The following is a 26,593-nucleotide window of genomic DNA, read 5'->3' as shown; positions in this document are numbered from 1 at the left end:
GTTGTCCAGTCAATCTCAAAGGAAACCTCTTGACGAGGTTCATAAATTTACTGGCTATTCGGCACGCTGTTGAGTTCTCAAAGAACACGCGCTCATCGTCACTCGTCGTTCTCACGACGCGATCGGAGGCTTGTGCGTTCAGAAAGCTTGTTGTCTGAAACTAGACGCCCTGGTCACAACGGCCATCTACCGGCCTCGACTGGGTCTTCCCGTTTCTCAGGTCACCCACTCTACCACACTGGGCGGGAGCTTGGTTCGTGACCCGTTGTCGCACTCCGTTCCGGCTGTTTCCCGGCCCGTTCCGCGCTGACATGGAGAAAGTTACACGCACCTGACGTAGAGGTCAAATCGGGGGCGCAGCGCGACTGCACAGGCTGAAACCGCAGGTCAGCAGCCCGTGCAGCACTCGCCACCACGCTATCCGACCCGGTCTGCGCGCAACAGTGTGACCGCGATCACAGTTGGACCCGCACGCCGGCCGTATTCCGCTTGCCCCGGCGCACCACCAGCCAAGACCCGTGCAGCAGGTCGTCCTTGGTCGGCACCCACGACTCGTCGACGACCTTCGTGTTGTTCACGTACGCGCCGCCCTCCTTGACCGTGCGCCGCGCCGCGCCGTTGCTGTCCGCCAGCCCGGAGCTCACCAGCAGCTCGACGACGGTCGGGGCGTCCGCCAGGCGCACCTCGCCGGTGGGGGCCTCGGCCATCGCGGCCTCCAGCGTCGACAGGTCGAGCTCGCGCAGCTCGCCGCGCCCGAACAGGGCCTGGCTGGCGGTGATCACCTGCTGCGTCTCGCGCTCGCCGTGCACGAGGTTGGTGAACTCCTCGGCCAGCTTCTTCTGCGCGGCGCGCAGGTGCGGGGTCTCCGTCGTCTGGCGCTCCAGCTCGGCGATCTCCTCCTGGGTGAGGAAGGTGAACAGCCGGAGGTACCGCAGCACGTCGGCGTCGCCCACGTTCACGAAGTACTGGTACCAGGCGTAGGGCGAGGTCATCTCCGGGTCCAGCCACACGTTGCCGCCGCCGGTGGACTTGCCGAACTTGCGCCCCTCGGCGTCGGTGACCAGCGGTGCCGTCAGGGCGTGCACGGACTTGCCGTCGACCTTGCGGACCAGGTCGACGCCGCCGACGATGTTGCCCCACTGGTCGGAGCCGCCCACCTGCAAGCGCGTGCCGTACTCGCGGTTGAGCTGGAGGTAGTCGTGCGACTGGAGCAGCAGGTAGCTGAACTCCGTGTACGACATGCCGTCGCCTTCGAGCCGCCGCTTGACCGTCTCGCGGGCGAGCATGACGTTGATCGAGAAGTGCTTGCCGACGTCGCGCAGGAACTCCAGCACCGACACGTCGCCGGTCCAGTCGAGGTTGTTGACCACGATCGCGCCGGTGTCGCTGTCGTCGAACTCGACGAAGCGCTCCAACTGGCCCCGGATGCGCCCGGCCCACTCGGCGACGGTGTCCAGCGTGTTGAGGGACCGCTCGGCGCTGTCGCGGGGGTCGCCGATCATGCCGGTCGCGCCGCCCGCCAGGACGATCGGCCGGTGCCCGGCGCGCTGGAAGCGGCGCAGCATGAGCAGCGGCACGAGGTTGCCGGCGTGCAGGCTGGGCGCGGTCGGGTCGAACCCGGCGTAGAGGGTGAGCGGGCCGGCGTCGAGATCCTTCCGCAGGGCGTCGAGGTCGGTGGATTGCGCGATCAGGCCGCGCCAGGACAGCTCGTCGAGGATGTGCTCACTCACCGGGTCATTCTCCCCCACCAGGTCAAAGCGGTTTGAGCGGGCGGGGTCGGCGGGTAGTCGGGGCGTGCTCGACGTGTGGGGGGATACCTAGCTGAGAGGACTCGGCCGATGACGTACCCCGATCGCGATCCGCGTGCGGTCCACCGTCCCACGGAGGTCTTACGCCCGGTGGGTGAGCCGGTCCGCGAGCCGTTGCGGGAGCCGGTCCGCGAGCCGCTGCGCGAAGAGGTCGTGGAGCGCGGCGACAGCCGCGTGCGCGCGGTGAGGGTCGTGTGCGCGGTGATCGACGTGATCTGCTGGGTGTTCGCCGTGGTGCTGGCGGTGCACATCTTCCTGGTGGTGGCGGGGGCCAACGCGGGGAACGGGTTCGCGCAGTTGATCGAGTCGTGGTCGGCGGGTGTGTCGCTGGGTCTGCGGGGTCTGTTCACGCCGGCGAACGACGGGCTGCGGACGTTCCTGAACGACGGGCTCGCCGCGGTGCTGTGGTTGGTGATCGGCGCGTTGCTGACCAACCTGATCACCCGGATCGCGCTGCCGGCCGGTGAACGGAGGGTCTGGTACCGCAGGACCGTGCGCTAGCGCTACCCAGGGTCACCACAAGATTCACTCGGGTGAGGAAAATTCGCCCCGGTGGCCAATTGTCGTGAGGGCGCGTGGCGGCCAGGTTGGGCGGGTGGCCAGCGACTTGCAGAAGCGGAAGGGTGCCATCGTGTTCAGCGCGATGGACGCCGACGACGACGGTTTCCTGGAGCGGGCGGACTTCGAGGCGCTCACCGCCCGCTGGGTCGCGATCCGCGGCGACAGCGGCGAGGCCCGCTTGCGGGAGCTGATGATGGGCTGGTGGGAGGCGCTGCTCGCGGCGTCCGACCAGGACCGGGACGAGAAGGTCACGTTCGACGAGCTGCTGTCGGTGATCGACAACCTGGGCACCATGCTGGACCTGGTGGTGGCCACGGCCGAGTCGATGTTCGAGGCGGTGGACGAGGACGGCGACGGCGAGATCTCGGCCGGGGAGTTCAGCCGGATGATCCGCGCCTGGACGGGTGCGGAGAGCTCGACCGGCGACGTCTTCGCCCGGCTCGACGTCAACGGGGACGGGCACATCTCGAAGGGCGAGTTCGCCCGGCACTGGGTGGAGTTCTGGGCCGGTGACGACGAGGACGCGCCGGGCTCCCACGTGTTCGGCGAGGTGTAGGACCACCGACCACCCCACCCGGTCGACGCCGGGTGCCGCCCCGGTGCGCGGCGGTCGTGTTCTCCCCGTGCGCTCGGGGAGAACACGACGTCAGCGGACGCGGGTGCGCCGGGTGCCCCGGCGGTAGGTGCTGACGGCGGGCGAGTCGATCCAGAACCGCCACGGCACGTCCACGGCCACCGCGACGCCCACGCGCGGCCCGGTGCGGATCTCGGTGGCCGGGTCGCCCGCGAACAGCCGCACGGACGCGCTCTCGGCGGTGAGGTCGGTGCCGTTGTGCTCGCGGTCCAGGCCGAGCACGCCGGTGAGCCGGGCGGGGCCCTTGGCGAGCTCGGCGGTGCTGCGGGCGGCCGGGCGGCGCATCTGGGCGAGGTCTTCGCCCTTCACCACCTCGCCCGCGCGCAGCAGCACGGCACCGGGCACGCCGTCGGTCAGCGACACGACGTTGGCGCAGAAGTGCATGCCGTACACGAAGTAGACGTACAGGCGTCCGGCCGGCCCGAACATCACGTCGTTGCGCGGGGTGCGACCGCGGTAGCAGTGCGAGGCCGGGTCGTCGCCGCCCCGGTACGCCTCGACTTCCACGATCCGCACGCCGACCACGCCGTCCGGGGTGGTGCTCTCGATGACCGCGCCGAGCAGGAGCCGCGCCGCGACGACGGGGTCGACGGCGAGCTCCTGCTCGGTGAGCTGCCTAACCACGACGGGCCAGGGCCGCCTTGTCGCGCAGCCGTTCGAGCTGTTCGGCGACCCGGTCGGGTGCGGTGCCGCCGTGCGCGTCGCGGGAGGCGATCGAGCCCTCGACGGTGAGCACGTCGCGCACCTCGGGGGTGAGGTGCGGCGAGATGCCCGCGAACTCGGCGTCGGTGAGCTCGTCGAGGCCGACGCCGCGCGCCTCGGCGGTCTGGACGCACTCCCCCGCGGCTTCGTGCGCGACGCGGAACGGCACGCCCTGGCGGACCAGCCACTCGGCGATGTCGGTGGCCAGGGTGAACCCGGCGGGCGCGACCTCGGCCATCCGCGCGGTGTCGAAGCGCGTGGTGGCGATCATGCCGGTGAGCGCGGGCAGCAGGAGTTCGAGCTGCTCGACGGAGTCGAACAGGGGTTCTTTGTCCTCCTGGAGGTCCCGGTTGTAGGCCAGCGGCTGGGCCTTGAGGGTGGCCAGCAGGCCGGTGAGGTTGCCGATGAGCCGGCCGGACTTGCCGCGGGTCAGCTCGGCGACGTCCGGGTTCTTCTTCTGCGGCATGATCGAGCTGCCGGTGGCCCACGCGTCGTCCAGGACCGCGAAGTGGAACTCGGCGGTGGTCCAGATGATCACCTCTTCGGCGATCCGGGACAGGTCCACGCCGATCATGGCCAGCACGAACGCGATCTCGGCGGCGAAGTCGCGGGACGCGGTGCCGTCGATGGAGTTCTCCACCGGGGCGTCGAAGCCGAGTTCGGCGGCGACGGCGGCGGGGTCGAGGCCGAGCGACGAGCCGGCCAGCGCGCCGGAGCCGTAGGGGGAGATCGCGGCCCGCTTGTCCCAGTCCTTGAGGCGGTCGACGTCGCGCAGCAGCGCCTGGCCGTGGGCCAGGAGGTGGTGGGCGAGCAGCACGGGTTGCGCGGACTGGAGGTGGGTGCGGCCGGGCATGACGGCGGTCGGGTGCGCCGCGGCCTGCCCGGCGAGGGCTTCCACGACGTCCAGGACGCCTTCGGACACGCGGTGGGCGGCGTCGCGCAGCCACATCCGGAACAGGGTGGCGACCTGGTCGTTGCGGGACCGGCCGGCGCGGAGCTTGCCGCCGAGGTCGGGTCCGGCGCGCTCGATGAGGCCGCGTTCCAGTGCGGTGTGCACGTCCTCGTCGGCCAGGGTCGGGGTGAACGACCCGGATTCGACGTCGGCGTGCAGGGTGTCCAGCGCCGCGAGCATCCGCTCCAGCTCGTCGGCCGTCAGCAGGCCCGCGCGGTTGAGCACGCGGGCGTGCGCGCGGGAGCCCCTGATGTCGTAAGGCGCGAGTCGCCAGTCGAAGTGCGTGGACGCCGACAGCAGTGCCATGGCGTCCGCGGGCCCGCTGGCGAACCGCCCGCCCCAAAGTGAACTCACTTGCTCTGATCCCTCTTCGCTGCGATCTTGCTCGACAGGCCCCACAACCGCACGAAGCCCTTGGTGACAGTCTGGTGCAACGGGCTGCCGGTCCGCGCACCGGCCGGTCCGGGGTGGTGCGCGGCGACGGCCGGGTCAGTCACCGCCGTCCTCCTGGCCGGCGGCCAGCGCGCTCACCCGGGCGGCGAGTTCCGCGCCGGTGAGCGGTTCGCGCGCGACCACCAGGATGGTGTCGTCGCCGGCGATGGTGCCCACGATGTCGTTCAGCGCGGCCCGGTCGAGGGCGCTGGCCAGGAACTGGGCCGCACCGGGCGGGGTGCGCAGCACGGCGAGGTTGCCCGACGAGTCGACCGAGACGAGCAGTTCGGCGAGCACGCGCACCAGCCGGGACGTGCCGCCCTGGACGCCCCGCACCGGGCTGCCGTCCTCGGGGATCACGTAGACCGGCGCGCCGCCGTCCGCACCGCGCAGCTTGACCGCGCCGAGTTCGTCCAGGTCCCGCGACAGGGTGGCCTGGGTGACCTCGATGCCTTCGACGGCCAGCGTCTTCGCCAACTCCGACTGGCTGCGGATGGCGCGTTGGCTGACCAGTTCGACGATGCGGGCCTGCCGCGCGGTGCGGGTCACCGCGCCTGCTCCAACAACCACACGAGCAGGGCCTTCTGGGCGTGCAGGCGGTTTTCCGCCTCGTCCCACACGGCGCTGTGCGGCCCGTCGAGCACCTCGTCGGTGATCTCCCAGCCCCGGTGGGCGGGCAGGCAGTGCAGGACGGTGGTCCGGACGCCGGTGGAGGCGACGAGGTCGGCGTTGACCTGGTACGGCCGGAACGGGCCGACCCGGTCGCGGCCGTCGTTCTCCTGGCCCATGGACGTCCACGTGTCGGTGACCAGCACGTGCGAGCCGTCGACGGCGGCCCTCGGGTCGCTGATCACCTCGACGCTGCCGCCGGTCTCGGCGGCGCGCGCGCGGGCGTCGTCGAGCACCCACGGCTGGGGCGCGAAGTTCACCGGGGCGGCGATCCGGACGTGCATCCCGGCGGTGGTGCCGCCGAGCAGGATCGAGTTCGACATGTTGTTCGCGCCGTCGCCGAGGTAGGTGACGGTGAGGCCGGCGAGGGTGCCGTGCACGCGGCGGATGGTCTGGAGGTCGGCGAGCACCTGGCACGGGTGGAACTCGTCGGTCAGCGCGTTGATCACCGGGATGCGCGACACCGAGGCCATCGCCTCCATGCGCTTCTGCGCGAAGGTCCGCCACACCACCGCGTCGACGTACCCGGACAGGATGCGGGAGGTGTCCTCGATGGTCTCCTCGCGGCCGAGCTGCATGGAGCGGCCGTCTATGATCACCGGGTTGCCGCCGAGCTGGGCGATGCCGACCTCGAACGACAGCCGGGTGCGGGTGGAGTTCTTCTCGAAGATCACCGCGACGGACTTCGGCCCGGCCAGCGGTTTCGCGCCGAGCGGGTCGGCCTTGAACCGGTCGGCCAGGTCGAGCACCTCGGCCTGCTCGGCCGGGCCCAGGTCGTCGTCGCGCAGGAAGTGCCGCACCATCAGGACTCCTCGCTCAGGAACGACGGCAGGTCGGCCACCAGCCGGTGCGCGTCAACTTCGTCCAGGACCAGCGGCGGGGCGAGCCGCAGCACGTCGGGCTGGACCGGGTTGACCAGGTAGCCGGCCCGCTGCGCGGCTGCCGCCGCCTTCGCCGAGACCGCCTCGCGCAGCGTGATGCCGAGCAGCAGGCCGGCTCCGCGCACCCCGGAGATCAGCGGGTGGCCGAGCGCCTCGACGCCGGCCGCGATCTCCTTGCCCACGGCGGCGGTGTGCTCCAGAAGGCCGTCCGCGGCGATGGTGTCCAGCACCGCGAGGCCCGCCGCGCAGCACACCGCGTTGCCGCCGAACGTGGTCCCGTGGTGGCCGGGGCCGAACAGGTCCTTGGCCGGGCCGAACGCGAGGCACGCGCCCAGCGGCAGGCCGCCGCCCAGGCCCTTGGCCAGGGTGACGACGTCGGGCACGATCCCGACCTGCTGGTAGCCGAACCAGGAGCCGAGCCGGCCGACGCCGGTCTGCACCTCGTCCAGGACCAGCAGCGCGCCGTGCCGCGCGGTGATCTCGCGGGCCGCCTGGAGGTAGCCCGCCGGCGGGACCACGACGCCCTGCTCACCCTGGATGGGTTCCACCACGAACGCCGCGGTCTCGTCGTCGATCGCGGCCTCCAGCGCGGCGACGTCGCCGAACGGGATGTGCGAGACGCCCGGCACCAGCGGTTCGAACGGGGTGCGCTTGGCGGGCTGGCCGGTGAGCGTCAGCGCGCCCATGGTGCGGCCGTGGAAGCCGCCCTCGGTGGCGACGACCTTGGTGCGGCCGGTGCGCCGGCTGAGCTTGAACGCGGTCTCGTTGGCCTCCGCGCCGGAGTTGCAGAACAGCACCCGGCCGTCGCCGTCCGCGCCGGCCAGGTCGAGCAGCCGCTCGGCGAGGTCCAGCGACGGCTGGTTGATGTAGAGGTTGGAGGTGTGGGCGAGCGTGCCGATCTGCGCGGTGACCGCCGCGACGACCGCCGGGTGGGCGTGGCCCAGGGCGTTGACCGCGAGCCCGGTCAGCAGGTCGAGGTACCGGTTGCCGTCGGCGTCCCAGACGTAGGCCCCCTCGCCGCGGACCAGCGTCAGACCGGGGGTGCCGTAGTTGTCCATCATCGCGGCCTGCCACCGCTGCCGGTCGTTCATGACTCCCCCATCCGTTCGGTCACCATCGTTCCGACGCCGGCGGAGGTGAAGACCTCCAGCAGCACCGAGTGCGCGAGCCTGCCGTCGATCACGTGCGCTTCGGGCACGCCGCCGCGCACGGCGCGCAGGCACGCTTCCATCTTCGGGACCATGCCGCTGTCCAGGCGCGGCAGCATCCGCTCCAGGTCGTCCGCCGCGATCCGGTGCAGCAGCGACGACTTGTCCGGCCAGTCCGCGTACAGGCCCTCCACGTCGGTGAGGACCACCAGCTTCTCCGCGTTCAGCGCCACGGCGACGGCGGAGGCGGCGGTGTCGGCGTTGACGTTGTGCACCACGCCGGCCGCGTCGGGCGCGACCGTGGACACGACGGGGATGCGGCCCGCGCGCACGATGTCCAGCACCGCGTCCGGGTTCACCCGGACGATATCGCCGACCAGGCCGAGGTCGACCGGCTCGCCGTCCACGACCGTGCCCCGGCGCTCGGCGGTGAGCAGGTGCGCGTCCTCGCCGGACAGGCCGACGGCGAACGGGCCGTGCTCGTTGATCAGGCCGACCAGCTCCCGCTGCACCTGGCCGACCAGGACCATCCGGACGACGTCCATCGCCTCGGGCGTGGTGACCCGCAGGCCGCCGCGGAACTCGCTGCGGATGCCCAGCCTGGCCAGCATCGCGGCGATCTGCGGGCCGCCGCCGTGCACCACGACCGGGTGCAGGCCGGCGAGCTTGAGGAAGACCACGTCCTGCGCGAACGCCCGCTTGAGCGCGTCGTCCACCATCGCGTTGCCGCCGTACTTCACGACGACCGTCGCGCCCCGGAAGCGCTGCAACCAGGGCAGCGCCTCGATCAGGACCTCGGCCTTGTCCCGCGCGTCCAGCCCGCTCATGAGCTGTAGGCGCTGTTCTCTTCGACGTAGGCGTGGGACAGGTCGGTGGTGAGCACGGTCGCCTCGCCGTCGCCGAGGCCGAGCGCGATCACGATGGCGACGTCGCGGCCGGACAGGTCGGCTTCGGCGCGGTCGGCGGCCTTGTGGCCGGCGTCGAACAGGGTGACGCCGTTGATGGCGATGCCGAGCCGGTGCTGGTCCACGGCGGCCGGGGAGCGGCCGACGGCCATGGCGATCCGGCCCCAGTTCGGGTCCGAGCCGAACAGGGCGGTTTTGACCAGGTTGTCCTCGGCGACGGTCCGGGCGACGGTGACCGCGTCCTGCTCGGACGCCGCGCCGGTGACCGTGATGGAGATTTCCTTGGTCACGCCCTCGGCGTCGGACTGGAGCTGCTTGACCAGGTCGCCCGCGACGGCGGTCAGGACCTCGGCGAAGTCCTCGGCGGTGGGTGCGACGCCGGACGCGCCGGAGGCCAGCAGCAGCACGGTGTCGTTGGTGGACGTGCCGCCGTCGACGTCGAGGCGGTCGTAGGTGCGCGCGGTGGTGGCGCGCAGCACGAGGTCGAGCGTGTCGCCGTCGACCACCGCGTCGGTGGTGATGACGCTGAGCATGGTGGCCATGTTCGGGGCGAGCATGCCCGCGCCCTTGACGAAGCCGCCGACGGACCAGCCGTCCGGGTGGGCGGCCCAGGACTGCTTGGGGTGGCTGTCGGTGGTCATCACGGCCGTGGCGGCGGCCAGGCCGCCGAGGTCGGTGGCGGCCAGCGCGGCGGCGGCCACCTCGACGCCGGCCTTCAGCCGGTCCATCGGCAGGCGTTCGCCGATCAGGCCGGTGGAGCACACCGCGACCTCGATCGCGCCGACGCCGAGCACCTCGGCGACCTTCTCCGCGGTGGCGTGGGTGTCCTGGAAGCCCTCGGGGCCGGTGCACGCGTTCGCGCCGCCCGAGTTGAGCACCACGGCGGTGAGCTTGCGCTCCTTGAGCACCTGCTGGGACCACAGCACGGGCGCGGCCTTCACCTGGTTCGTGGTGAACACGCCGGCGGCGGCCTGGCCCGGCCCCTCGTTGACGACCAGCGCCAGGTCGGGCGCGCCGGAGTCCTTGATGCCGGCGGCGACGCCCGCGGCCTTGAAGCCCTTCGGTCCGGTCACGCCGCGGTCGCGGGTGGGGCGCTGCGCCGTCCCGGTCGCGGGTGCGGTGCCGTTCACGGTGGTCACGGGGCTACTCCAACAGTGGACAGGCCGGTGGTCTCCGGCAGACCGAGTGCGAGGTTCATGCACTGCACCGCGGCACCCGCGGTGCCCTTCGCCAGGTTGTCCACCGCGGCGACGACCACCAGTCGGTCGAGGTCGGCGTCCACGGTGACCTGGAGCTGCACGGCGTTCGAGCCGAGCACCGCGCCCGTGGTCGGCCAGTGGCCTTCCGGCAGCAGGTGCACGAACGGCTCGTCGGCGTACGCCTTCTCGTAGGCGGCGCGGACGTCCGCGAGCGGGGTGGCCGTGATCAGCGTGGCCGAGCAGGTGGCCAGGATGCCGCGCGGCAGCGGCGCGAGGACCGGCGTGAACGAGACCTTGACGTGCTCGCCGGCCACCGCCGACAGGTTCTGGGTGATCTCGGGGGTGTGCCGGTGGGTGCCGCCGACGCCGTAGGCGCTCAGCGAGCCCATCACCTCGGAGCCGAGCAGGTTCGACTTGGGGGACTTGCCCGCGCCGGACGTGCCGGACACCGCGACCACGGTCACCTCGGGTTCGACCAGGCCCATCGCGGGCGCGAGGGCGAGGGACGACACGGTCGGGTAGCAGCCGGGGACGGCGACCCGCTTCGCGGTGGTGAGCACCTCGCGCAGGCCGGGGAGCTCGGGCAGGCCGTAGGGCCAGCTCCCGGCGTGCGCGCCGCCGTACCAGCGCTCCCAGGCGGTGGCGTCGGTGAGCCGGTGGTCCGCGCCGCAGTCGATCACCAGGGTGTCGCCGCCGAGCCGGGCGGCGATCTCGGCCGAGTGGCCGTGCGGCAGGGCGAGGAACACGACGTCGTGCCCCGCGAGGTGCTCGGCCGTGGTCTCGACCAGGGTGCGGTCGGCCAGCGGCAGCAGGTGCGGCTGGTGGGCCAGCAGCGGCGTGCCCGCGTTGCCGCCGGCCGTCAGCGCGCCGATCTCCACGTCCGGGTGACCGAGCAGGAGGCGCAGCAGCTCGCCCCCGGCGTACCCGCTGGCTCCGGCGACCGCGATCCGTACCGTCATGCGGATAAGTATGCACGAGGGTGCATCTTCACTCAAACCTGTTCGACGGCGGCAGCGGGCCGGCGCGCGGCCGTCGTAGTCGAGTTTCCCTCGTCATCGCGCCCAAAACTCCCTCGTGTGGCACTGGCCACTGGACGTACCGCCCACGCCATCCGGCGGTCGGGGATCACCGGGCCTCAGGTGTTCTGCGTGCTCTTGGTGTTTCCCCGCGACCTGTCGCGCGAGCTGCGCCGGCGAGGCGGGCAGCGGACGTACGTGGTGGTGGGCTTCCGGCCGCCGACACCGAGGTCGTGCCCGTCGGCCACTACGGAGGACCGCAACGGCAGGCGACCGCCGCCGAGGCGATCCGGCGGGTCCTCGCGCGCATGCCGGCCAACTACCGGGGGCAGACCTGGCCGAGGACTCGACGAGGACGTGCGCGCGATGGCGGGACGAGCGAGTCCAAGAGGCCGGCTGCTCGGCTAGCCGGGCACGGCGACGGTGATGACCTCCGGGCTGGTCGGCGTGAACGCACCGCCGGCCCAGTCGCCGCGTCGGTCCGCCACCCGCAGGCCCGCGTCGGCCAGGAACGCGTCGAGCCGGTCGACGTCGAGGAAGCGCAGCGTGCTGCGGCTCTCGTCGGACCAGCCCGGCGCGCGGTAGCGCTGGACGAACGTGACCAGGTCGCCCGTCACGTCCAGGACCTCGGTCGCCACCCGCACGGTCCGACCGCCGGCCGGGAGGTCGCGTGAGCGCTCGGGCGTCCACTGCTCCCAGGCGCGGACGGCCGGGTTCCGGGTCTCGAACGCGAACCGGCCGCCGTCGGTGAGCGCGGCGCGGATCGCGCGCAGGGCGGTGCGCACCTCGTCGTCGGTGACGAAGACCTGGAACGCGTGCCCGGTCATCACGACCAGGTCGAACTCGTGGTGCCACGACGCGGTGGCCAGGTCGCCGCACACCCACTCGACGTCGGTGCGCCCACGGGCCTGGGCGAGCATCCCCTCGGCCGGGTCGAGGCCGCACAGGCGTCCGGTGTGGCCGGCGGCGCGGGCGGTGCGCAGCAGCTCACCGGTGCCGCAGCCGACGTCGAGCACCGTGCGGGCGGACATCACCAGCGGCAGGTAGTACGAGAAGTCCCGGCGGCCCGCGCAGAACTCGTCGTAGAGGGCGGCGAGCCCGGGATCGGCGAACAGTCGGTCGACCACCACCGGACTATGGCGCACAGCGGTAGCGCGCGTCGAGCGGATTACTACCGTGGACGGCATGAGAGCGGTGATCTTCGACTGGCGGGGCACGTTGGTGCTCGCGCCCACGTTCCGGGGCTGGGTGGCCGAGGCGCTGCGGCGGCTGGGGCGCGATCCGGCGGCGGTGGACGACCTCGTGCGGCGGTTGGTCGAGAACCGGATCGACGTGCCGGGTGTGGACGCGGACGCGGCGCTGCACCGCGAGACGTACTACCGGGGGTTCACGGCGGCGGGGCTGGACGACGAGTTGGCGGACTCGCTGTACGCGGTGGAGTCGGACCCGGCCTTCACGCCGTTCGCCGTGGACGCGGCGGCGACGTTGACCGCGTTGCGCGACGGTGGCGTCCGGATCGGCGTGCTCAGCGACATCCACTTCGACGTGCGGCCGGCGTTCGCGGGGCTGCCGGTGGACGCGTTCGTGCTGTCGTTCGAGCACGGCGTGGTGAAGCCCGACCCGGCCGTCTTCCGCATCGCGCTGGAGGAGCTCGGCACCGACCCAGCGGAGACCTTGATGGTCGGGGACCGCTCCACCCACGACGGTGCGGCGGTCGAGTGCGGGATGCCGACCCTGCTGGTGCCGCCGCTGCGCGACGTGCGCGACGCGCGTCTGCGCCTGGTCACCCTCCTGGCCGGAGGGGCCACCGGCCGCTAGGAGCGCGACGGGGTCCGGGCCGGCGGACCCGGTGTCCGCCGGCCCGCCGGGATCAGCCGCCGAAGCGGTCCAGCGCGCGGATCTTGTTGGTCACGTCCAGCGCGGCCACCTTGTACGCCTCGGACAGCGTCGGGTAGTTGAACACCGTGTCGACCAGGTAGTCGACCGTGCCGCCGCACGCCATCACGGCCTGTCCGATGTGGACCAGGTCGGTGGCCCCGGTGCCGAACAGGTGCACGCCCAGCAGCTTGCGGTCCACAGTGGACACCAGGAGCTTGAGCATCCCGTAGGCGTCGCCGATGATCTGGCCGCGCGCCAGTTCGCGGTAGCGCGCCAGCCCGACCTCGTAGGGCACCGCCGAGGACGTGAGCTCGGCTTCGGTCGCGCCGCAGTAGGAGATCTCCGGGATGGTGTAGATGCCGATCGGCTGGAGCGCGGCGAGCTCCCGCGCCGTCTCGCCGAACGCGTGGTACGCCGCGAGCCGGCCCTGGTCCATCGACGTGGCGGCCAGCGCGGGGAAGCCGATCACGTCGCCCACCGCGTAGATGTGCTCCACCGGCGTCCGGTAGTGCTCGTCCACCGACAGCCGGCCGCGGTGGTCGGCGGCCAGGCCCGCCGCCGCCAGGTCCAGCTCCTCGGTCGAGCCCTGCCGGCCCGCCGAGTACATCACGGCGGCGGCCGGGATCCGCTTGCCGCTGGCCAGCGTCGTCACCGTGCCGCTGTCCGACACCGCGACGTCGACCACCTTCTCCCCGAACCGGAACGTCACCGCGAGGTCCCGCAGGTGGAACTTCAGCGACTCCACGATCTCCGGGTCGCAGAACTCCAGCATCCGCTCGCGCTGCTCGACCACGGTCACCCGGCTGCCCAGCGCGGCGAACATGGAGGCGTACTCGATGCCGATCACGCCCGCGCCCACCACGACCAGCGAGGACGGGATCTCCTCCAGGGCGAGCACCTCGTCCGAGTCGAGCACCCGCTCCTCGTCGAAGTCGACCTGCGCCGGCCGCGCCGGGTGGGTGCCGGTCGCGATCACGACCTTGGCCGCGCTCACCGTGTGGTTCTCGCCCCGGTGCGTGCCCTGCACGGCCACGGTGTGCGGGTCGAGGAACCGCGCGGTGCCGGTGAGCAGGTCGACCTGGTTGCGGTGCAACTGGGCCCGCACGACCTGGACCTCACGCCCGATCACGTGCTGGGTGCGGGCGAGCAGGTCGGAGATGGTGATGTCCTTCTTGACCCGGTAGTCCGCGCCGTACAGCTCGCGCTGGCTCATGCCGGTGAGGAACATGACCGCTTCGCGCAGCGTCTTCGACGGGATGGTGCCGGTGTTGACGCACACCCCGCCGATCATCTCCGCCCGGTCCACGATGGCGACCCGCTTGCCGAGCTTCGCGCCCGCGATGGCCGCCTTCTGCCCGCCCGGACCGGATCCGATGACGAGCAGGTCGTAGTCGTACTCGCTCATGCCCGGAAGCGTGTCACACCCGTTCGGCCCACGGCCCGCAGCCCGGCCCGCGAGTCAGCCGCGCGCGGCCCTGCCGGTGTAGGTGAGGGGGAAGACCGAGTCCTTGCACGCCGGGGGCACGTCCGGCGAGATCTGCACGACCATCTCGACCTCGACCGCCCCGGCCGGCGGGATGGCGACCGGCTGCGGCATCGGCACGACGCTCAACACCCCGGACGGGCAGTCCACGACCCGGTTGTGCGCGGCGTCCAACGGCTGGCCGGGCACCGCCTGGAGGGTGAGCACCACGATGTCCACGCTGTTGGGGTTGGACAGCCGCACCCGCCGGGCACCTTCGCTGCCCGGGGTGAGCTCGACCGGAGCGCCGGAGATGTCGGTGATCTCGAACGGCTGGAGGTCCGCGACACCGGCTTCGCCGTTGCTGACCGCGTAGGCCATGGCGGGCAGTTCGGGCTCGGGCCAGGTCAGGTGCATGGCGGTCACCACGGCGGCCCCCACCCCCAGGATGGTCATCGCCACCGCGACTTCCATCCGCGGTCCCAAGCTACGCATGAGGCAACCTCGCTACGACTGCGGCAGCAGGCGGTGGGTTCGCCGTTAGCTCCCCGCCGGACCGGCGACCAGACTCGCCCGGCGGTTCATCGCTTCGCCCCTCGGCCCCACGGGCCGCGGCACCAATCTTGAAGAACGTTCACCCTCGGCGCAAGAACCAAGCAGACCCGGAAAAACAGGCCCAAAGACCTCTTGACACGTCACGCTGAGTGCTCTGAAGTGCGCGTTCTCCGTCTGTCGGCCACCGAGAACTTCACTCGGCCGGACCAGTCCCGGGCCCGCACGAGTGCGGACCCGGAACTGTGCGTCAGGCTCTCAGCGCCGCGCCGAACCGCTCGGCGGCCTCCGCGACGGCCGCGTCGCGGGCCGCCGTGGCCTCCTCGACGGTGAGCGTCCGGTCCGGCGCGCGGAACCGCAGCGCGTACGCCAGCGACCGCTTGCCCTCGCCGACCTGGTCACCGGTGAACACGTCGAACAGCCGCAGGTCCTCCAGCAGCTCGCCGCCGCCGGCGCGCAGCGCCCGCGTGACCCGCTCGGCCGCCACTGCGGCGTCCACCACCACGGCCACGTCGAGCAGGACCGGCGGGTACGGGGACACGACCGGCGCGGGCCGGTGGTCGGTCACCGGCAGCGCGTCCAGGTCCAGCTCGAAGGCCACCGCGCGCTTGGGCAGGCCCAGCGCCTCCACCACCTTCGGGTGCAGCTCGCCCGCGTGGCCCACCGGCCAGTCGCCCACCCGCAGCTCGGCGCACCGGCCGGGGTGCCACGGCGGCAGGTCCGAGGCCACGACCGTCAGCTCCACGCCGTAGGCCGCGCCGACCAGCCGCGCGGCCTGCACCGCGTCCGCCCAGTCCGCCGCACGGCCCTTGCCCCACCAGCCGGCCGACTCGCGCTGACCCACCAGGACACCGGCCACGTGCACCGGCTGCCTCGGCAGCGCCGCGTCCAGCGAGGCCACCAGCTCGGCCGAGGGCCGCCGGCCGATCCCGACCTCGGGCACCGGCACCGGCTGCGCGCGCGGCAGGGTCACCTGCGCGACCGCGTACAGCGCGACGTCCTTCGCACCGCGCGCCAGGTTGCGCTGCACCGCCTCCAGCAGCCCCGGCACCAGCGTGGTCGCCAGCGCGTGCTTGTCCGACTCCAGCGGGTTGAGCACGCTCACGGTCCGGCGGCGCACGTCGTCCTCGGCCAGCCCGAGCGAGTCGAACACCGCGGGCGCGAGGAACGGGAACGGCTTGACCTCGACGAACCCGTTCTCGGCGAGCGCCCGGGACACCGTCCGGCGACGTCGCTGCCGCTCGGTCAGGCCGCGACCGGCGGGCACGGGCGGCAGCGTGGACGGGATCGTGTCGTAGCCCTCCAGCCGCAGCACCTCCTCCACCAGGTCGGCGGGCTGGGTGAGGTCCGAGCGCCAGGTCGGCGGCACGGCGGTGACCAGGGTCGCGCCGTCGTCACCGGTGCTCACCTCCACCAGGCACCCGATCTGGCCCAGCCGCCGAGCCGTGACGCCGCGCGCGTACCGCACGCCGGCCACCCGGTCGGGCAGGTCGATCGGCATCGTGACCGGCGTGGGCAGCGCGGGCTTGCCCACGTCCGTGCGGCCGGGCCTGATGCTGCCCTCGGCGAACAGGTGCAGCAGCCGCGCGGCGCGCTCCAGCGCGACCGGGGCCAGCGCCGGGTCCACCGTCCGCTCGAACCGCTTGGCCGCCTCGGAGGGCAGCTTGTGCCGCCGCACGGTCCGCGCGATCGACGCCGGGTCCCAGTTCGCGGCCTCCAGCAGGATGTCCGTGCTGGTGTCGCGGACCTCGGTGGACGCGCCGCCCATCACGCCGGCCAGCGAGATCACGCCGCTGTCGTCGGCGATCACGATGTCGTCCGGGTCCAGCGCGCGCACCGACCCGTCCAGCGTGGTCAGCCGCTCGCCCGCCGCCGCCCGGCGGACCACCAGCCCGCCCCGGACCGCGGACGCGTCGAACGCGTGCAGCGGCTGGCCGAGCTCCAGCATCACGTAGTTGGTGACGTCGACCGGCAGCGAGAGGGACCGGATGCCGGCGAGCATCAGCCGCCGGCGCATCCACCACGGCGTGGGCGCGGTCGGGTCGACGCCCGTCACGCGCCGCGCCACGAACCGGGAGCACCCGGTCGGGTCCTCGACGTGCACGGGCAGCACGTCGCCCTCGCCCTCGGGCACCTCGGCCAGGCCGGGGTCGCCGAACGGCACGTCGAACGCGCACGCGATCTCGCGCGCCAGACCGCGCACGGAGAACGCGTAGCCGCGATCGGGGGTGGGCGCGAGCTCGATGATCGTGTCGCCCAGGCCGAGCAGCTCCACGGCGTCGTCGCCGGGCTGCGCGGTGCCGCTGGGCAGCACCAGGATGCCGGCGTGGTCGTCGCCCAGGCCCAGCTCGCGGGCCGAGCAGATCATGCCCTGGCTGATCCGGCCGTAGGTCTTGCGCTCGGCGATCGCGAAGCCGCCGGGCAGCACCGCGCCGGGCAGCGCCACCACGACGGTGTCGCCCTCGACGAAGTTCCGCGCGCCGCAGATGACGTTGTTGACCTGGTCGGGGCCCACCTCGACCCGGCAGAACCGGATCGGCTTCTTGAACTCCGTCAGCTCCTCGACCTCCACCACGCGGCCCGCGACGAGCGGGCCGGTGACGGTGTCGAGGGTGTGGACGTCCTCGACCTCCAGGCCGATCCGCACGAACGCCTCGGCGATGGCCTCGGGGGTCGGCAGCTCGGGGAACTCGAGGTGCTCGACCAGCCAGGTAACCGGGATACGCACCGGTCAGGCCTCCGTTCCGAATGGCTGGGTGAAGCGGACATCGCCTTCGACCATGTCGCGCATGTCGGGCAGGCCGTTGCGGAACTGGAGGGTCCGCTCCAGCCCCATGCCGAACGCGAACCCGGAGTACACGTCCGGGTCGACGCCGCAGTTTCGCAGCACGTTCGGGTTGACCATGCCGCAGCCGCCCCACTCGACCCAGCCGGGACCGCCCTTCTTCTCCGGGAACCACACGTCGACCTCGGCCGACGGCTCGGTGAAGGGGAAGAAGCTGGGCCGCAACCGGGTCCGGGAGTCCTCGCCGAACACGGCGCGGGCGAACGCGTCGAGCGTGCCCTTGAGGTGGCCCAGGGTCAGCCCCCGGTCCACCGCCAGTCCCTCGACCTGGTGGAACACCGGCGTGTGCGTGGCGTCCAGCTCGTCGGTGCGGAACGTGCGACCGGGGCACACCACGTACACGGGCAGCTCGCGCTCCAGCAGCGTGCGCGCCTGCACGGGGCTGGTGTGCGTGCGCAGGACCAGGCCGGAGCCCTCGGGCGCGACGTAGAACGTGTCCTGCATGCTACGCGCGGGGTGGTCCTTGCCGAAGTTGAGGGCGTCGAAGTTGAACCACTCGACCTCCAGCTCCGGGCCCTCGGCGATCTCGTAGCCCATGGCCACGAAGATGTCCGCGACGCGCTCGGCGACCGTGGAGACCGGGTGCCGCGCGCCGCGCGGGAAGCGGTCCCACGGCAGCGTGACGTCGACGGACTCCTCGCGGAGCACGCGCTCGTCGCGCTCGGCCTGGAGCTCGGTGCGGCGCTCCTCGAACGCGAGCTTGACCGCGTTCTGCGCCTCGTTCACCCGCTTGCCCGTGTCGGCCTTCGCGGCCGGCGGCAGCGCGCCGATCTCGCGGCGGGCCAGCAGCACGGGGGCGCGGTCACCCAGGTGGCCCGGCTTGGCGGCGGCGAGCTCGTCGAGGTCGGACGCCTTCGCGAACGCCTCCCGGGCCTGCTCCACCGCCGTGTCGAGCGCCTCCGGTGAGAGCGCCGCGACCTGCTTGGGGTCGTACGGGTCGTTGGCTCCGGACATGGTTGGTGGACAGCTCCCGTCGCGTGCCTCGTGAGAGCCGCCCCGACCGAGACCCGGAGCGGCGGGTCGATCCTAGGTGATCGGGCCGGGACCCGGCCCACCGCGGCCGTGACTGACCTGTTACCGGTGATCCACCGTGAGGTCGATCTCCGCCGCGCGCCGCCCCCGGACCACCGGCCGTCGGCATCGGCACTGGTCGGAGCGCCGGCTCGGCGGGAGTGTCGGTGGGTGCCGGCACAGTGGGTGACACGAGCCGCCGACCCGGCGGGCGAACCGCCGAAAACCGGGTCCGCCGCCGTCGACGCGCACCTAGAATCGACCGTCCTACGTACCTGACCCGAGGTGAATTCCACTCCCATGGCACACACCTTCGGTGTCGACCTGCGCGGGATCATCGATCTGCTCAGCCACCACCTCTACAGCAGTCCCCGCGTGTACGCGCGTGAGCTGTTGCAGAACGCGGTGGACGCGATCACCGCACGCCGCGCGCTCCACCCGGACGCGCCCGGCGAGGTGGTGATCGAGCCGATCGGTCCCGGCACGGGCGGCACCCTGCGCATCACCGACACCGGCATCGGCCTGACCGAGCGCGAGGTGCACGACCTGCTGTCCACCCTGGGCCGCACCTCCAAGCGCGACGAGCTCGGGTTCGCCCGCCAGGGCTTCCTCGGCCAGTTCGGCGTCGGACTGCTGTCCGCGTTCCTCGTCGCCGAGCGGATCCGGCTGGTGTCGCGGTCCGCGACGGGCGGGCCCGCCGTGCGCTGGACCGCCGACGCGGCCGGCGACTACGAGGTGGAGACCCTCGACGAGGACCTGCCCACGGGCACGACCATCGAACTGGTGCCCCACCGCGACTCCGAGCACTGGCTCGAGCGCGACGTGGTGCGCGCCCTGGTCGTCGAGTACGGCGAGCTGCTGCCCTACCGGGTGACCGTGGCGGGCGAGGTGGTGACCAGCGAGGCGCTGCCGTGGCTGGACGACGCCCTCGGCTACGGGGCCCGGGTGCTGGGCGTGCAGCCGTTCGACGCGATCCCGGTCGAGGTGCCGGCGGTGGGCCTGACGGGCGTCGCGTACGTGCTGCCGCACGGCGTGCACCCCGGCGCGCGCCAGTCGCACCGGGTGTACCTCAAGCGGATGCTCGTCGGCGACTCCATCGAGGGCCTGCTCCCGGAGTGGGCCTACTTCATCCGCTGCGTGGTCGACTCGTCGTCGCTGCGGCCGACCGCCAGCCGCGAGTCGCTCTACCAGGACGAGACGCTGCTCGCGGTGCGCGAGGAGCTGGGCAGGCAGGTGCGGGACTGGCTGGTCCGGTTGGACGCGACCGACCCGGACCGCACGGCCGCCCTGCTCGACGCGCACCACCTGGGCATCAAGTCGCTGGCCCGGGTCGACGACGAGATGCTGCGGCTGGTCGAGCGGTGGTTGCCGTTCGAGACGACCGACGGCGCGCAGTCGCTGCGCCTGTTCAAGCGCAAGCACGGCACGATCTCGTTCGTGCCGGACGTGGACGAGTTCCGCCAGCTCGCGCCGGTCGCGCACGCGCAGGGCATGGGCCTGCTGAACGCGGGCTACGCCTACGACGTGGAGATCATGGACCGGCTGATCGCGCTGGACGGGCCGGGCGCGGCCCGGCGGGTCGCGCCGAACGAGGTGCTGGCCGCCCTCGGCGACCCGGAACCGGCGGTGGAACAGGCCCTGCGGGACCGGCTGGCGCTGGCCAAGGACGTGCTGGAGCGGCACGACTGCGAGGCCGTGCCGCGTGATTTCGACCCCGGTTCACTGCCCGCGCTGCTGGTCACGAACGTGGAGGGCGAGCGCAAGCGGGACGTCGAGCAGGTCGGCGAGCAGGCCGACCCGCTGTGGGCGGAACTGCTCGGCAGCCTGGTCTCGGCCGAGTCCGACGCCTCCCAGCGGTTGGTGCTCAACTGCCGCAACCCGCTGGTGCGGCGGCTGGCCGGGCTGACCGACCCGGCCCTGGTGGAACTGACCGTGGAGTCGCTCTACGTGCACGCGCTGCTCCAGGCGCGGCGGCCGATGCGCCCCAAGGACACCGCCGCGCTGAACCGCTCCTTCCTGGAACTGCTGGACCGCGCCGTCGGAGGCCACGCGTGAGCGAACAGAAGAACGCCGCCGAGCAGCAGTTCGTCGAGGCGTACCACCTGCCCGAGGGCACGGCCCGGCACGAGGCGCTGGAGCGCGCCGCGCGCACCGCCGACTCGGTGGACCACCTGCCGCTGGCCGTGAGCTGCCGGATCGCCCTGCTGCGGTCCGCCTACGACCTGGGCCGCTACGACCTGATGCTGGCCCCGTTCGCGTGGTGCGGCGCGGCCGAGAAGCGCGACCCGACCGCGTTCGACGAGTGGGAGACGCACAGCTACGACTGGGCGCACAAGTGGATCGTGACCGGGTTGATCGCCGACCCGAGGTTCTCGCTCGCCCAGGTCGAGTCGTTCGTGGACCAGCTCGCCACCCGCTACCAGCGGCACGGGTTCTCGCTGCAACCGGTGCACGGGGCGCGTGCCGACCTGGCCGAGCACATCGGCGACGAAGCGGCGTACCGCGAGCACTTCGCGCGGTACCTGGCGATGGACCGCGGCCCGATGAGCGACTGCGAGGCGTGCGTCGTCGAGGAGCAGGCCGGGCACCTGATCCGGCAGGGCCGGTTCGCCGAGGCCGTCGCGCACGCCGAACACCAGTTGGAGAAGGACACCGGCTGCGCCACGCAGCCGCAGGGCATCCTGACCACCCTGACACCCGCGTTCGTGACGCTGGGCGACCTGGAACGGGCGCGGCAGGCGCACACCGTGGCCTACCGGCTGGTCCGCGACGACCGCTACGGCGGCTACCTGGACGACCACCTGGTGTTCTGCGCGACGTCCGGGAACGTGCGGCGCGGCGTGGAGCTGCTCCAGCGGCAGTTGCACCGGGTGCACCACGCCCCTTCGCCGTCGCAGGCGATGCACTTCGCGGCGGGCGGCGCGCTGCTGCTCGGCCGGGTCACCGAACCCGTCGAGTTCGCGGTGCCCCGGGACGGTCGGGTCGAGGTGCTGACCGCGCCGCGGTTGCGGGCGCTGCTGGAAGAGCGGGCGCTGACCCTCGCCGCGCGGTTCGACCAGCGCAACGGCACCGACGCGGTGAGCCGCCGGATCACGGCGAAGCTCGGCGCGGCGGACACCGCGCACGTGCCGCTGGCCGTGCCGGTAGCCCCGACCGCCGCCGAGCCCGAGGAGGAGCCGGTGCTCGCGGCCGACCCGGTCGAGCTGGCGCGGGAGCTGGGCGAGGCGTTCGACCGCGGCGACTTCATCACCGGCATCCGGCTGCTCAGGTCGCTGCCCGCCGACCTGGAACCGCTGCTGCCGGAAAGCCTGGCGGCGGTCGTGGCCGCGCGCCGCGCGCTGGTCGGCAGGCAGTCCCGGGACGTGGCCGGCGTGCGCGCCGAACTGGCCGCCGCGGTCGACCGGCTGGCCGCCGCGGGCGACGCCGACCTGGCCAACCGCTACCGCTGCCGGGGCGCGGTGCTGCTCGCCGAGGAGGAGGGCCCGGAGGCCGGGACGGCGGTGGCGCGCGAGTGCGTCGCCGAGGCCGACCGCGCCGGCGAACCGCACACCCGCGTGCTGTCCCGGCTGCTGCTGGCGGACCTGCTGGCGGACGTGGACGAGTACGAGCAGCAGGGCGAACTGGTCGCGACGGCACTGGCGCTGGCCGAGCGGGAGGTTCCGGACCTCGTGTCCCGGGCGCGCTGCGACCTGGCCCAGCACCGGGCCACGATCGGCGAGCTGGACGAGGCGACCGCGCTGCTCGGGGCGATCCTGGCGGACGACCCGCCGCCGTCGGTCCGGTTCGACGCGCTGCGGCTGCGGCTGAAGGTCGAGACGGTTCGCGGCGACACCGCGGCGCTGGCGACGGCCACCGAGTTCGTGACCGCGTTCAGCACGCCGCGCGGCCCGTGGACCGCCGAGGCGCACCGGCAGCGGGTGTCCTCGATCGAGCGGCTCGGGGTCGAGGAACAGCACCTGGAGGAGCTGCGCACGGCGATCGCGGTCGGTCACGAGCTGGGCGTGCCGGAGGACGTGGCGAAGGCGTGCCACGCGCTGTCCGGCGGCTACCTCAAGTCGAACCGGTTCGTGGAGGCCGCCGAGGCGCTGGAGGAAGCGGTCCGCGTCATCGAGGGCCACGACGTGTCGTACGACTTCGTGGTGCCCGTGCGGTACCGGCTGGCGCAGGCGTGCTCCCGGTTGGACGAGAACGACGCGGCCCGCCGGCACCTGGAGGTGGCGTTGCCACTCGTGCCCGACGACGAGCCGTGGCGGCGCGCGCTGGTGCTCGACGTGCTGGGCGGCGTGCTGCGGCGGCTGGACCAGCCGCTGGACGGCGCACGCGCGTACGCCGAGGCCGCCCGCGCGTGGCAGCGGGTGCCGGACGAGGCCGAGGCCGCCGGGTCGTGGGTCGAGTCGGCGGCGGCGCTGCCGAAGGAGGAGCACGCCGAGACCGTCGCGGCCCTGGTCGCGGCCGAAGAGCTGCTGCCGGCCGTGGAGGACGAGGACCACCGGGTGCACCTGGCCGCGCGGATCGCGGCGATCCGGGCGTTCGTGCACTACCAGGCCGGCGACCACGCGGCGGCGGTGGAGCAGAACGGCGTGGCCGAGGAACTGGCGGCGCGCCTCGACGACGTGGACTGGCAGACGTTCCTGGCCCAGCGGGGCGCGCGCTTCCTGCTGGAGTCCGGCGACCCGCACAACGCCGAGGCCGAAGCCCGCCGGGCGGCGACCCTGGTGAACGACGAGACCCCGCCGCAGATCGTCGGCGACACGGCGAACGTGCTGGAGGAGTCGCTCCGGGCCCAGGACAAGCCCACCGCGGGCGACCCGGTGCTCCGCGCCCTGACCGCCCGCCTGGGGGAATGACCGCCCTCGGTGACCCGTCGGACCGGCGGGTCACCGAACCTCGGCAGCGCCTCGGAAACGTCGCGCGGTGGGCTTTCGCGGCGTCAGCGGGTCGCGCGCTGGGCGCTCGCGGCGTCAGGAGGCGTGCGGTGGTGTGTCGCGCGGTGGCGCTCGCGCCGTCAGCGGGTCGCGACGTCAGCGGGTCGCGCGGTGGTGTATTGCCCCGTCAGCGGGTCGCGCGCTGGGCGCGGGCCGAGGCGTAGAGGCAGACGGCTGCGGCGGTGGCCAGGTTCAGGCTCTCCGCGCCACCGTAGATCGGGACCTTCAGCGACGTGTCCAGGGCGGCCACGACCTCGTCCGGCAGGCCGTGCGCCTCGCTGCCGAACACCCAGGCCGTGGGGCGTTCCAGGTCTCCGCGCAGCTCGGCCGTGACCAGGTCCTCGTCGGCGTAACCGTCCGCCGCGACCAACCTCAACCCGGCCGCGCGGCAGGCCGCGAAGACCTCGTCCGCCGACCGCGAGCGCGAGATCGGCAGGTGGAACACACTGCCGGTGGACGCGCGCACGCACTTGCCGTTGTGCGGGTCCACCGTGTCGCCCGCGAACACCACGGCGTCGGCACCGGCCGCGTCCGCCACCCGGGCGACCGTGCCCGCGTTGCCGGGGTCGGCCACGCCGTGCAGGACCGCCACCAGCCGTGCGCCGGTCAACGACAGCGGCACCTCGATCAGGTCGCACACGGCGACAATGCCCTGCGGCGTCACGGTTTCCGAGAGGGCCACCGCCGCTTTGTCGGTCACACCGCTCACCGGCACACCGGCGTCCACCGCCGCGCGCACCAGCTCCGGGTTGCGGTCGGCGGCGATCGCGGTGACGAACAGCTCGTGCACCCGCCCCCGCCCGGCGGCGGACCAGGACAGTGCTTCCCGCACCGCCTGCGCGCCTTCGGCGAGGAACCGGCCGGCCCGGTCGCGACCGGGGCGGCGGGTCAGGCGTCGAGCGGCAACGACCCGAGGAGTCCGTTCGGTGAACGGAGCACCCTCGGGTCGTGGTGCGACGCTCAGGCCTTGTCCTCGATCGGCACGTTCACGTCGGCGGGCAGTGCGGCCTTCGCGAGCTCGACCAGCGCGCTGAACGCGTTGGGGTCGCTGACGGCCAGCTCGGCCATGATCTTGCGGTCCACCTCGATCTCCGCGAGGCGGAGACCCTGGATGAAGCGGTTGTAGGTCATGCCGTTGGCGCGGACACCGGCGTTGATGCGCTGGATCCACAGCTTCCGGAAGTCGCCCTTGCGCGCACGGCGGTCGCGGTACGCGTAGTTGAGCGAGTGGAGCACCTGCTCCTTGGCCTTGCGGTACAGCCTCGAACGCTGGCCGCGGTAACCGCTGGCGAGCTCAAGGGTGGTACGGCGCTTCTTCTGGGCGTTCACTGCCCTTTTGACGCGTGCCACGGGTCCGTCCTGTCGATCTCGTGGGGCCGGTCAGGGCCCCGGGTGTTCACGGGGGGAGTGAAGCTCAGATTCCGAGCAGCTTCTTCAAGCGCGGCGCGTCGTGCTTGGCGACCTCGGTGGCACCGGAGAGGCGGCGCGTCAGCTTGCTGGACTTCTTCTCCAGCAGGTGGCGTTTGCCGGCCTTCTCCCGCATCAGCTTGCCGCTGCCGGTGACCTTCACTCGCTTGGAGGTCCCGCTGTGGGTCTTGTTCTTCGGCATTTCCGTCCTCGTCTCGTGCAGCCACCGGGATGGGGCGGCCGTGCTTGCCTCCGGGCCCGGGGCCGGGAGGTCACTCCTCGACAGACTCCGCGGTGTCGGCGTCGGCGTCGCCGCCGTCCTGCCTCACCGGGCGGGTCTTCGTGGTCTTGTGCGGGGCCAGCACCATGATCATGTTGCGGCCGTCCTGCTTCGGGTTCGACTCGACGAAGCCCAGCTCCGCGACGTCCTCCGCCAGCCTCTGGAGCAGCCGGTAACCGAGCTCGGGCCGGGACTGCTCACGGCCCCGGAACATGATGGTCACCTTGACCTTGTTCCCGTGCGACAGGAAGCGGGCCACGTGGCCCTTCTTCGTCAAGTAGTCGTGCGGGTCGATCTTCGGGCGGAGCTTCTGCTCCTTGATGACCGTGAGCTGCTGGTTCCGGCGGGACTCGCGGGCCTTCTGCGCGCTCTCGTACTTGAACTTGCCGTAGTCCATGAGCTTGCAGACCGCCGGGCGTGCCTGCGCGGCGACCTCGACGAGGTCGAGGTCCGATTCCTGGGCGAGTCGGAGCGCGTCCTCGATGCGAACGATCCCGACCTGCTCGCCGTTCGGCCCGACCAGACGAACCTCAGGCCCGCGGATGCGGTCGTTGATGCGCGGCTCGGTGCTGGCAGGGAGACCCCGGTTCGAGGGACTTGTCATTCACGTCCTTTGTGATTCGTTGTGCGCCAAAGACAAGAGGCCTCACACCTACCCGGTGTGAGGCCCGCTTCCGACCGATCGCACAACGAAGGGCGCAGTCCACCCGTCGAGGTGACCGGACCCGGCCACCTGAAGCGGTGGGACGCGGGTGGGAGCGGGGCTCCACTTGCCGTCCCCACACGGGTGGGGACTGGTCGCGCGGAGAATACTACCAGACGGCCTTGTCAACCCCCGAACCGGCGACCCGGCCGGGGCAGTTGCGAGAATGGCTCCCGTGACCGACCTGCCTACCGACAACGTCCGCGACCTCTCCGATGTTCCGAGCATCGAGGTGATCAGCAAGGCGTCCATCATGCTGCTCTCCGCGGCGGCCGAACGCCTGGGCCTGGCCGACGAGGACCCCGACACGAGCCCGCTGCGCGACCTGGACGAGGCCCGCCGGCTGATCACCGCGCTGGCCGGCCTGATCACCGCCTCGGCCGAGTACCTCGGACCGCACGCGGGCCCGCTGCGCGACGGCCTCCAGTCCGTCCAGCGCGCGTTCCGCGAGGCGTCGACCGTGCCGGACGAGCCGGGCCAGGGCCCCGGCGAGAAGTACACCGGCCCGGTCTACTGATCCACTCTCCCGACGGCCCGCAGCGGCACGGGCACCTAGCCAACGGGGCGGTATAAGACGAGACGGGGACGCGGCGAGGCAGCGGCCCCGTCATCGTTGCGAACCG

At 72.5% G+C, this 26,593-nt stretch carries 25 protein-coding genes; 6 read left to right on the top strand and 19 right to left on the bottom strand.

Going from position 1 to position 26,593, the window contains the following annotated elements:
• Positions 1 to 455: 455 nt before the first annotated feature.
• Positions 456 to 1,730 carry a tyrosine--tRNA ligase gene (tyrS, locus tag AB0G01_RS34895; RefSeq protein WP_360955098.1) on the bottom strand — a complete coding sequence of 425 codons (1,275 nt, stop codon included), beginning with the start codon at positions 1,728 to 1,730 and terminating at the stop codon, positions 456 to 458.
• Between the two features lie 168 nt (positions 1,731 to 1,898).
• On the opposite strand from tyrS, the gene AB0G01_RS34890 reads away from it, so the two are divergent.
• Entirely contained in the window at positions 1,899 to 2,309 is a 411-nt protein-coding gene (locus AB0G01_RS34890; protein WP_360955095.1) for a hypothetical protein, read from the top strand.
• A gap of 94 nt (positions 2,310 to 2,403) precedes the next feature.
• Complete coding sequence (locus AB0G01_RS34885) at positions 2,404 to 2,925, top strand: EF-hand domain-containing protein (RefSeq protein ID WP_360955092.1); 522 nt, start codon at positions 2,404 to 2,406, stop codon at positions 2,923 to 2,925.
• 90 nt (positions 2,926 to 3,015) lie between these two features.
• Here the strand turns inward: AB0G01_RS34885 and AB0G01_RS34880 are convergent, their stop codons facing one another.
• From AB0G01_RS34880 to AB0G01_RS34835, 10 genes are all read right to left on the bottom strand, one after another.
• On the bottom strand, positions 3,016 to 3,627 hold the full coding sequence (locus tag AB0G01_RS34880) for a DNA-3-methyladenine glycosylase (RefSeq protein WP_360955089.1): 612 nt from the start codon (positions 3,625 to 3,627) through the stop codon (positions 3,016 to 3,018).
• Entirely contained in the window at positions 3,620 to 5,011 is a 1,392-nt protein-coding gene (argH, locus tag AB0G01_RS34875; RefSeq protein WP_360955086.1) for an argininosuccinate lyase, read from the bottom strand. The genes AB0G01_RS34880 and argH overlap by 8 nt, the downstream gene beginning before the upstream one ends.
• Positions 5,008 to 5,154 (bottom strand): hypothetical protein, encoded by a 147-nt coding sequence (locus AB0G01_RS34870; protein WP_360955083.1) that lies wholly within the window; start codon positions 5,152 to 5,154, stop codon positions 5,008 to 5,010. Before AB0G01_RS34870 ends, argH begins: the two co-directional genes overlap by 4 nt.
• Positions 5,147 to 5,638, bottom strand: a complete 492-nt coding sequence (locus AB0G01_RS34865; RefSeq protein WP_360955080.1) for an arginine repressor — start codon at positions 5,636 to 5,638, stop codon at positions 5,147 to 5,149. The genes AB0G01_RS34870 and AB0G01_RS34865 overlap by 8 nt, the downstream gene beginning before the upstream one ends.
• Positions 5,635 to 6,561: an ornithine carbamoyltransferase gene (gene argF, locus AB0G01_RS34860; RefSeq protein WP_360955077.1), complete on the bottom strand. Its 927-nt coding sequence runs from the start codon at positions 6,559 to 6,561 to the stop codon at positions 5,635 to 5,637. Before argF ends, AB0G01_RS34865 begins: the two co-directional genes overlap by 4 nt.
• The gene (locus AB0G01_RS34855) at positions 6,561 to 7,730 is read right to left on the bottom strand and encodes an acetylornithine transaminase (RefSeq protein WP_360955074.1); all 1,170 of its coding nucleotides are present in this window, start codon (positions 7,728 to 7,730) and stop codon (positions 6,561 to 6,563) included. The genes argF and AB0G01_RS34855 overlap by 1 nt, the downstream gene beginning before the upstream one ends.
• Positions 7,727 to 8,614, bottom strand: coding sequence for an acetylglutamate kinase (gene argB / locus AB0G01_RS34850; protein WP_360955071.1), 888 nt, complete (start codon positions 8,612 to 8,614; stop codon positions 7,727 to 7,729). Before argB ends, AB0G01_RS34855 begins: the two co-directional genes overlap by 4 nt.
• Positions 8,611 to 9,822, bottom strand: a complete 1,212-nt coding sequence (gene argJ, locus AB0G01_RS34845; protein WP_360955107.1) for a bifunctional glutamate N-acetyltransferase/amino-acid acetyltransferase ArgJ — start codon at positions 9,820 to 9,822, stop codon at positions 8,611 to 8,613. The genes argB and argJ overlap by 4 nt, the downstream gene beginning before the upstream one ends.
• 5 nt (positions 9,823 to 9,827) lie before the next feature.
• A complete protein-coding gene (argC, locus tag AB0G01_RS34840) occupies positions 9,828 to 10,850 on the bottom strand; it encodes an N-acetyl-gamma-glutamyl-phosphate reductase (RefSeq protein ID WP_360955068.1) in 1,023 nt (340 codons plus the stop codon).
• A 461-nt stretch (positions 10,851 to 11,311) separates the two neighbouring features.
• A complete protein-coding gene (locus AB0G01_RS34835) occupies positions 11,312 to 12,034 on the bottom strand; it encodes a methyltransferase domain-containing protein (protein WP_360955065.1) in 723 nt (240 codons plus the stop codon).
• 58 nt (positions 12,035 to 12,092) lie between these two features.
• On the opposite strand from AB0G01_RS34835, the gene AB0G01_RS34830 reads away from it, so the two are divergent.
• Positions 12,093 to 12,725 carry an HAD family hydrolase gene (locus AB0G01_RS34830; RefSeq protein WP_360955062.1) on the top strand — a complete coding sequence of 211 codons (633 nt, stop codon included), beginning with the start codon at positions 12,093 to 12,095 and terminating at the stop codon, positions 12,723 to 12,725.
• 52 nt (positions 12,726 to 12,777) lie between these two features.
• Here the strand turns inward: AB0G01_RS34830 and sthA are convergent, their stop codons facing one another.
• From sthA to pheS, 4 genes are all read right to left on the bottom strand, one after another.
• Positions 12,778 to 14,190, bottom strand: coding sequence for a Si-specific NAD(P)(+) transhydrogenase (gene sthA, locus AB0G01_RS34825; RefSeq protein WP_360955059.1), 1,413 nt, complete (start codon positions 14,188 to 14,190; stop codon positions 12,778 to 12,780).
• Positions 14,191 to 14,244: 54 nt separating this feature from the next.
• On the bottom strand, positions 14,245 to 14,742 hold the full coding sequence (locus AB0G01_RS34820; RefSeq protein WP_360955056.1) for a hypothetical protein: 498 nt from the start codon (positions 14,740 to 14,742) through the stop codon (positions 14,245 to 14,247).
• Positions 14,743 to 15,049: 307 nt separating this feature from the next.
• Positions 15,050 to 17,527, bottom strand: a complete 2,478-nt coding sequence (gene pheT, locus AB0G01_RS34815) for a phenylalanine--tRNA ligase subunit beta (protein ID WP_360955053.1) — start codon at positions 17,525 to 17,527, stop codon at positions 15,050 to 15,052.
• A 3-nt stretch (positions 17,528 to 17,530) separates the two neighbouring features.
• Positions 17,531 to 18,598, bottom strand: coding sequence for a phenylalanine--tRNA ligase subunit alpha (gene pheS / locus AB0G01_RS34810; RefSeq protein ID WP_360955050.1), 1,068 nt, complete (start codon positions 18,596 to 18,598; stop codon positions 17,531 to 17,533).
• 357 nt (positions 18,599 to 18,955) lie between these two features.
• Between pheS and AB0G01_RS34805 the strand changes: the two genes are divergently transcribed.
• Both AB0G01_RS34805 and AB0G01_RS34800 read left to right on the top strand, forming a co-directional pair.
• Entirely contained in the window at positions 18,956 to 20,710 is a 1,755-nt protein-coding gene (locus AB0G01_RS34805; RefSeq protein WP_360955046.1) for an HSP90 family protein, read from the top strand.
• Positions 20,707 to 23,502, top strand: coding sequence for a hypothetical protein (locus AB0G01_RS34800; protein ID WP_360955043.1), 2,796 nt, complete (start codon positions 20,707 to 20,709; stop codon positions 23,500 to 23,502). Before AB0G01_RS34805 ends, AB0G01_RS34800 begins: the two co-directional genes overlap by 4 nt.
• Before the next feature lie 205 nt (positions 23,503 to 23,707).
• Here AB0G01_RS34800 and AB0G01_RS34795 read toward each other — a convergent pair whose 3' ends face one another.
• From AB0G01_RS34795 to infC, 4 genes are all read right to left on the bottom strand, one after another.
• A complete protein-coding gene (locus AB0G01_RS34795; RefSeq protein ID WP_360955104.1) occupies positions 23,708 to 24,544 on the bottom strand; it encodes an RNA methyltransferase in 837 nt (278 codons plus the stop codon).
• Positions 24,541 to 24,930: a 50S ribosomal protein L20 gene (gene rplT / locus AB0G01_RS34790; protein WP_360955040.1), complete on the bottom strand. Its 390-nt coding sequence runs from the start codon at positions 24,928 to 24,930 to the stop codon at positions 24,541 to 24,543. Before rplT ends, AB0G01_RS34795 begins: the two co-directional genes overlap by 4 nt.
• A gap of 64 nt (positions 24,931 to 24,994) precedes the next feature.
• Complete coding sequence (gene rpmI / locus AB0G01_RS34785) at positions 24,995 to 25,189, bottom strand: 50S ribosomal protein L35 (RefSeq protein WP_360955037.1); 195 nt, start codon at positions 25,187 to 25,189, stop codon at positions 24,995 to 24,997.
• Positions 25,190 to 25,259: 70 nt separating this feature from the next.
• Positions 25,260 to 25,871, bottom strand: coding sequence for a translation initiation factor IF-3 (infC, locus tag AB0G01_RS34780; RefSeq protein WP_360955034.1), 612 nt, complete (start codon positions 25,869 to 25,871; stop codon positions 25,260 to 25,262).
• A gap of 265 nt (positions 25,872 to 26,136) precedes the next feature.
• Here infC and AB0G01_RS34775 point away from each other — a divergent pair, with 265 nt between their 5' ends.
• Entirely contained in the window at positions 26,137 to 26,487 is a 351-nt protein-coding gene (locus AB0G01_RS34775) for a recombinase RecA (protein ID WP_360955031.1), read from the top strand.
• Positions 26,488 to 26,593 lie beyond the last annotated feature (106 nt).

Origin of the sequence: Actinosynnema sp. NPDC023587 (assembly GCF_040640215.1) — a bacterium.
In the GTDB taxonomy this organism is placed as follows: Bacteria; Actinomycetota; Actinomycetes; order Mycobacteriales; family Pseudonocardiaceae; genus Actinosynnema.
Note: the sequence above shows the minus strand (reverse complement) of the source record. Positions and strands in the feature narration are given on the sequence as shown.